Origin of the sequence: Massilia rubra, from assembly GCF_011682065.1 — a bacterium.
In the GTDB taxonomy this organism is placed as follows: Bacteria; Pseudomonadota; Gammaproteobacteria; order Burkholderiales; family Burkholderiaceae_D; genus Telluria_A; species Telluria_A rubra.
This window is the reverse complement of record NZ_VUYU01000032.1, coordinates 67,810-74,921: the sequence shown is the minus strand read 5'-3', so window position 1 is coordinate 74,921 and position 7,112 is coordinate 67,810. Positions and strand designations below refer to the sequence as shown.

At 65.6% G+C, this 7,112-nt stretch carries 5 protein-coding genes; 2 read left to right on the top strand and 3 right to left on the bottom strand.

The genetic code is table 11. The features are described from left to right. Together F0185_RS29755 and F0185_RS29750 are read left to right on the top strand one after the other, a co-directional pair. On the top strand, positions 1–1,659 hold a 1,659-nt coding region (locus F0185_RS29755), incomplete at its 5' end, for a DUF1800 domain-containing protein (protein ID WP_370664091.1). A gap of 8 nt (positions 1,660–1,667) precedes the next feature. Beyond that, positions 1,668–3,071, top strand: coding sequence for a DUF1501 domain-containing protein (locus F0185_RS29750; protein WP_229477263.1), 1,404 nt, complete (start codon positions 1,668–1,670; stop codon positions 3,069–3,071). Positions 3,072–3,214: 143 nt separating this feature from the next. On the opposite strand, the gene paaZ is transcribed toward F0185_RS29750, so the two are convergent. From paaZ to pcaF, 3 genes are read right to left on the bottom strand one after another with little or no spacing between them, the layout of a single operon-like run. Further along, positions 3,215–5,266, bottom strand: coding sequence for a phenylacetic acid degradation bifunctional protein PaaZ (paaZ, locus tag F0185_RS29745; RefSeq protein ID WP_167231383.1), 2,052 nt, complete (start codon positions 5,264–5,266; stop codon positions 3,215–3,217). A 24-nt stretch (positions 5,267–5,290) separates the two neighbouring features. Beyond that, complete coding sequence (gene paaY, locus F0185_RS29740; RefSeq protein ID WP_167231381.1) at positions 5,291–5,887, bottom strand: phenylacetic acid degradation protein PaaY; 597 nt, start codon at positions 5,885–5,887, stop codon at positions 5,291–5,293. 10 nt (positions 5,888–5,897) lie between these two features. Beyond that, complete coding sequence (gene pcaF, locus F0185_RS29735) at positions 5,898–7,112, bottom strand: 3-oxoadipyl-CoA thiolase (RefSeq protein WP_167231378.1); 1,215 nt, start codon at positions 7,110–7,112, stop codon at positions 5,898–5,900.

The following is a 7,112-nucleotide window of genomic DNA, read 5'->3' as shown; positions in this document are numbered from 1 at the left end:
GCGCCGACCCCGCCGCCCCCGACTCCGCCCCCCCCGCCGACGCCCCCCCCCACGCCGCCGCCCCCTCCGCCGCCAACCCCACCGCCGACACCGACGCCGACGCCAACCCCCACCCCCACGCCGGTCGTCGCAAAAATCACCCCCGCCGAAGCCTCGCGCTTCCTGGCCCAGGCCTCGATGGGAGCGACGCGCGAGCAAATTGCCCGGGTGCAGCAACTCGGCTACGCCGGCTGGATCAACGAGCAGATGGCCATGCCGCGCGGCGAATCGCGCTGGGATTACCTGGTCGGCAAAAAATTCAACACGTCCGACCTCAAGAACACCGAAAACGGTCACGATGCGGCCTTCTGGCGCAAGATGATCAGCTCGCCCGACACCTTGCGCCAGCGCGTCACCCTGGCGCTGTCCGAAATCGTGGTGGCGTCGATCACCGGTTTCAGCGCCAGCTGGAGCAATTTTTCCGGCGTCGCGCACATGGACTTGCTCGAGTCCCACGCCTTCGGCAACTATCGCACCCTGCTCCAGCAAGTTTCGCTGAGCGCGGCGATGGGCGAATACCTGACCTACCGAGGCAACGTCAAGCTCAATACCAGCACCGGCGCCCTGCCCGACGAAAACTATGCGCGCGAAGTCATGCAGTTGTTTACCATCGGCCTGGTCCAGCTGAACAACGACGGCACGCCCAAGCTCAGCAGCGGGCTGCAGCAGGAAACCTATACCCTGGAAGACATCACCGGCCTGGCGCGCGTGTTCACCGGCTGGGGCTACGACCTGGCCGGCGGCGACATGAATTCGCCGGACTACAAGCGCCGTCCGATGATCGTCTCGGCCAACCGCCACGAATCCGGCCCCAAGAGCTTCCTGGGAAGCAGCATTCCCGCCGGCACCGACGGCCTGACCAGCCTGACCCGCGCGCTCGACACCATCTTCGGCCATGCCAATGTGGCCCCGTTCATCGGCCGCCAGTTGATCCAGCGCCTGGTCACGAGCAACCCGTCGCCCGCCTACGTGAGCCGGGTCGTCGCCGTGTTCAACAACGATGGCAAAGGGGTCAAGGGCAACCTGGCCAAGGTCGTCTCCGCCATCCTGCTCGACGACGAGGCGCGCAATCCGAACCGCTTGAGCGATCCCAACTTCGGCAAGCTGCGCGAGCCGGTGCTGCGCTTTACCGCGTGGGCACGCGCGTTCAAGGCCGGTTCGCCATCGGACGCCTGGGCGATCGGCAACACATCCGACCCCGGCACGCGCCTCGGACAGAGCCCCGGCCGTTCCGGCACGGTATTCAATTTCTTCCGTCCCGGCTACGTGCCACCCAACAGCGCCATTGCCAGCGCGCGCATGGTGGCGCCGGAATTCCAGATCACCAATGAATCGACCGTGGTCGGCTATGTCAACTACATGCAGGGCGTGGTCAGCCGGGGCGTGGGCGACGTCAAGGCCGACTACAGCGCCTTGCTGCCGCTGGCGGAGGTGTCCGACAACCTGGTCAACGAGCTGAACCTGCTGTTGGCGGCCGGGCAACTGACGCCGGCCACGCTCAACCTGATCAAGGGCGGGATCGATTCGATTCCGAAAACCACCGAGGCGCAACGCCTGAACCGCATCTACGCCGCCCTGGTGCTGGTGCTTGCCTCACCCGAATTTATCGTTCAGAAATAGGAGCAGCCATGCACAACAAAAATGGAACCAATGCATCGCGCCGCGCCTTTCTGCAACGCGCTTCCGCCCTGTCGGTCGCCGGCGTGGCCGCGCCGTGGGCGATCAACATCGCCGCCATGTCCGAGGCGAGCGCGGCTACGGCCACCGACTACAAGGCGCTGGTGTGCGTGTTTCTGTACGGCGGCAACGACTACGCCAACACCGTCACGCCCTACGATGCCGGCAGTCACGCGCTGTACCAGTCCTACCGTCCCAATTTTGCGCACAGCCGCGCCGCACTGGCCGCCACCGCGCTGACCCCGACCGTGGTACCGGTCGATTCGGCCGGTTTCCAGCACCAGTACGCGCTGGCGCCCAACCTGGCGCCGCTGGTGCCGCTGTTTAACGACGGCAAACTGGCCGTGATCCTGAACGTGGGCAACCTGGTGCAGCCGACCACCAAGCTCCAGTTCACCCAGAAGACCGGCCGCTTGCCGCCGAAACTGTTTTCGCACAATGACCAGCAATCGGTGTTCCAGTCGTCGTCGTCGGCGGAAGGCGCCACCTCCGGCTGGGGCGGCCGCATCGGCGACCTGTTCCAGGCCAGCAACACGCACTCGACCTTTACCTGCATCAATGTGTCGAGTAACGCGGTTTTCTTGTCGGGCAACAATGCTGTGCAATATCAGGTGTCGACCAGTGGATCGGTGCCGCTGACGGGGCTGAAGGGTTCGCTGTTCAGTTCGGCGGCGGCCTCGACGGCACTGCGCACACTGATGACGCAGCAGCGCAGCAATGTGCTGGAAAACGAATACAACCGCATCAGCAAGCGCTCGATCGAAGCCAATGAAGTGCTGACCGGGGCCTTGACCTCGACGCCGGCGCCGAAAACCGCGTTTCCGACCGGCAACAACCTGGGCGACCAGTTGAAACTGGTGGCGCGCATGATCGCCGCCGGCCCGACCCTGGGGGCGAAGCGGCAAGTGTTTTTCGTGTCCATGGGCGGCTTCGACACGCACGATGGCATGGCCACCAACCATCCGGTCCTGATGACCAAGCTGGGGGACGCGATGGCGGCGTTTTATGCGGCCACCGTGGAGTTGGGCTTGGCCGACAAGGTCACCACGTTCACCGCGTCGGACTTCGGGCGCACCATGGCGGGCAACGCCGACGGCTCGGATCACGGCTGGGGAAGCATGCACTTTGTGATGGGCGGGGCGGTCAAGGGCAAGCGCTTTTACGGCATTGCGCCGATCGTGGCCAATGGCGGCCCGGATGATGTGGGCCAGGGGCGCTTGCTGCCGACCACGTCGGTGGACCAGTTCGCGGCCACCATGGGCGCGTGGCTGGGGGTGTCGAACAGCGAGTTGCTGGCCCTGCTGCCGAATTTGGGGAATTACAACGCGAGTACGCGCAATATGGGGTTTGTATAATCGCTTGAAGTGAGCGGACAAAGCCGCTCGCCTACACCACGGACATATGTTCCGTCATTCCCGCGGAGGCGGGAATCCAAGGCACCGTCGTTTAGCAACGAAATTGGATTCCCGCCTCCGCGGGAATGACGGATTGGCTCCGATCACCCCTTCTTCATCACCAGCGTCAAAATATCGTAACTGGCCACCAGCTCATCATGCTGGTTGGTGACCTGCACATCCCACGCCACCACGCCCTGCCCCACACCCTTGTCATCGGTGCGGTTGCGGTCCACCTTGCGCTTGCACGTCAACCGTGCGCGGATGGTGTCGCCAATCGCCACCGGCGTAATGAAGCGCAGATTATCCAGCCCGTAATTGGCCAGCACCGGTCCCGGCGCGGGCGAGACAAACAAGCCCGCCGCCGCCGACAGTACAAAGTAGCCGTGCGCGATGCGCTTGCCGAACTGCGAATCCTTGGCCGCGATCTCGTCGAAGTGCATGTAGAAATAGTCGCCCGAAATCCCGCCGAAGTTGACGATATCGGCCTCGCTCACCGTGCGCCGGTGCGTGAGCAGCGAGTCGCCCATCTGCAGTTCCTCGAAATACTTGCGGAACGGGTGCACGTCACCCTCGCGCACGGCCGCGCCACGCACGTACTCGCCCGTGATCGCGGCCAGCATGGTGGGCGAACCCTGCACCGCGGCGCGCTGCAGGAAGTGACGCACCGCGCGGATGCCGCCCAGCTCCTCGCCACCGCCGGCGCGTCCCGGACCGCCGTGCTTCAACTGCGGCAGCGGCGAACCGTGGCCGGTCGAATCGACCGCCGCTTCGCGCTCGAGCACCAGCACGCGGCCGTGCGAGGCCGCCGCCACCGGCACCGCACGCGCCGCAATCGCCGTATCCTTGGTCACCAGGGTGCTGACCAGGCTTCCCTTGCCGCGCGCGGCCAAGGCCAGCGCTTCGTCCAGATCGGAATAGGTCATCATCGTGCTGACCGGGCCGAAGGCTTCGATGTCATGCACGGCGTCGTTGTTCATGCCGTCGCGGCACAGCAGCAGGGTCGGCGAGAAGAAGGCGCCATTGGCCGCGCCCTCGCCCACCGGATTGAAGCCATCTTTGGCGCCGAACAAAATCTCGTTGCCGCGCGCGAGCAGTTCGACCCGCTCGCTGACATCGCGGTGCTGGTCCATCGACGCCAGTGCACCCATGCGCACCTCTTTCACCGACGGGTCGCCCACCACGATTTTCGCCAGGCGCTCGCGCAGGCGCTCGCCGACCGCTTCCACATGCTGCTTTGGTACGATGATGCGGCGGATCGCGGTGCACTTCTGGCCGGCCTTGCCGGTCATCTCGCGCGCGACTTCCTTGACGAACAGGTCGAACTCCACATCGTCGGGCGTGACGTCCGGGCCGAGGATGGCGCAGTTGAGCGAATCGGCTTCGGCGGTAAACGGCACCGAATGGGCGATCAGGTTTTTGTTCACGCGCAGCTTGGCGGCGGTATCGGCCGAACCGGTAAAGGTGACCACGTCGGCGCCGGTGAGGCGGTCGAGCAGGTCGCCGGTGCTACCGATGACCAGTTGCAGGGCGCCGGCCGGCAAGAGGCCTGACTCGTGCATCATCCGTACCACGGCTTCGGTCAGGTAGCTGGTGGCGGTGGCGGGTTTACCGATGCACGGCATCGCCGCGAGAAAACTCGGTGCGAATTTTTCGAGCAAGCCCCAGATCGGGAAGTTAAAGGCGTTGATGTGCACCGCCAGCCCGCCGCGCGGCACCAGGATGTGGGTGCCGGCAAAGCCGCCGTTCTTGCCCAGCGCGAGCGCCGGGCCTTCGTGCAGCACGTTGCTCGACGGGAGTTCGCGGCTGCCCATGCTGGCGTAGGCAAACAGGGTGCCGATGCCGCCTTCGATATCGACCCAGCTGTCCGGACGGGTCGCGCCGGTCAGGTGCGAGATGGCGTACAGTTCTTCCTTGCGCTCCATCAGGTACAGCGCCAGCGCCTTGAGGCAGGCGGCGCGCTTCTGGAAGTCGAGCGACATCAGGGCCGGCACGCCGGTGCTGCGCGCGTAGGTGACTGCCTCGTCGAAGTCGATTTTTTCGGCGTGGGTGTGGTAAATCAGGCTGTTATTGAGTGCGCTGTGCAGCGGCACCGACGCTTCGGCGCCGAGCCAGCGGCCGCCGATCAGGCTTTGCAGGGTCGATATGGTGTGCATGGTGTCTTCTCCTAGTTCTCTGTTCTATTCTTTATGGGTATGCAGGTCCGGGCCAAGATCGATGCGCGCGCGGTCTGGCTCCACCTCGGTCAGGGCCTCCACTTCGCGCATGGTCGCCATCGAGCGCACCGCCAGGTCGTGGTACTGCTTCGTGCCGAAGCTTTTCCATTTGACTTCCTGGTCCGTCAGTTCGCGCATGATACGCGCCGGCGTGCCCATGACCATGCTGCGCGGCGGGATGAGCATGCCGGCCTTGACGAAACTCATGGCGGCGACAATCGATTCCTCGCCCACCACGGCGCGGTCCATCACCACGGCGTTCATGCCGACCATGGCGTTGCGCTTGATGCGGCAGCCGTGCAGCACCGCGCCGTGGCCGATGTGGCCATCGACTTCGACCACCGTGTCTTCGCCGGGAAAGCCGTGCATGACGCAGGTGTCTTGCAGGTTGGCGCCTTCTTCCAGGACCAGCCGGCCAAAGTCGCCACGCATCGAGGCCAGCGGGCCGACGTAGCAGCGCGGGCCGACGATCACGTCGCCGATCAGCACCGCGCTCGGATGCACGTACGCGCTGGGATGCACCACCGGCGTGACGCCATTGATTGCGTAGACCTTGACCATGGCGCGCACCTTAACCTTTTTCGATGACCAGGGCAATGCCCTGCCCGACCCCGATGCACATCGTGCACAGCGCATAGCGCCCGCCCGTGCGGTGCAGCTGGTTGACGGCCGCCAGCACCAGGCGCGCGCCGGACGCGCCCAGCGGGTGGCCGATGGCGATCGCCCCGCCGTTCGGGTTGACGTGGGCGGCATCGTCGGCCAGGCCCAGGTCGCGCGTGACCGCCAGGCCCTGCGCGGCGAACGCTTCGTTCAACTCGATCACATCCATCTGGCCGATGCTCAATCCCGTCATGGCCAGCACTTTTTTGGTGGCCGGCGACGGGCCAAAGCCCATGATGCGCGGTTCCAGGCCGGCCAGGGCCATGCCGACGATACGGGCGCGCGGCGTGAGGCCAAAGCGTGCTGCGGCGCTGCCGGAGGCGATCAGGATGGCGCAGGCGCCGTCATTGATGCCCGAGGCGTTACCGGCGGTGACGGTGCCGCTTGGGGTGACCACGCCCTTGAGTTTGGCCAGCATCTCGATGCTGGTGTCGGGACGCGGATGCTCGTCGGTGTCGAACACGCGCGGCTCGCCCTTCTTCTGGGGCAGCGATACCGGGACGATTTCATCCTTGAACACGCCGGCGGCGTGGGCGGCGGCCCAGCGCTGCTGGCTGCGCAGGGCCAACGCATCCTGGTCGGCGCGGCTGATGCCGAATTCCTTTGCCACGTTTTCGGCCGTTTCGGGCATCGAGTCGATGCCGTATTGGGCCTTCATGAGCGGGTTGATGAAGCGCCAGCCCATGGTCGTGTCTTCGATCTTGGCGGCGCGCGAGAACGCGCTGTCGGCCTTACCCATGACGAAAGGCGCGCGGGTCATGCTTTCCACGCCGCCGGCGATGATCAGGTTCGCTTCACCGGCCTTGATGGCGCGCGCGGCGATGCCGACGGCGTCCAGGCTGGAGCCGCACAGGCGGTTGATGGTGCTGGCCGGGACTTCCGGCGGCAGGCCGGCCAGCAGCGCGGCCATGCGGGCGACGTTGCGGTTGTCTTCGCCGGCCTGGTTGGCGCAGCCGAAATACAGGTCGTCCACGGCCGTCCAGTCGACGCCGGGATTGCGCGCGATCAGGGCGGCGATCGGCAACGCGGCCAGGTCGTCGGCGCGCACGCCCGACAAGGAACCGCCGTAGCGGCCGAAGGGGGTGCGGATGGCGTCGCAGATAAAGGCGTCGGTCGGTTTGTTCAC

Bases quoted from the DNA above. Each gene is read 5' to 3' on its own strand.
- paaY (WP_167231381.1), bottom strand. From the start codon at position 5,887: ATGGTCAAGGTCTACGCAATCAATGGCGTCACGCCGGTGGTGCATCCC.
- paaZ (WP_167231383.1), bottom strand. From the start codon at position 5,266: ATGCACACCATATCGACCCTGCAAAGCCTGATCGGCGGCCGCTGGCTC.
- F0185_RS29750 (WP_229477263.1), top strand. From the start codon at position 1,668: ATGCACAACAAAAATGGAACCAATGCATCGCGCCGCGCCTTTCTGCAA.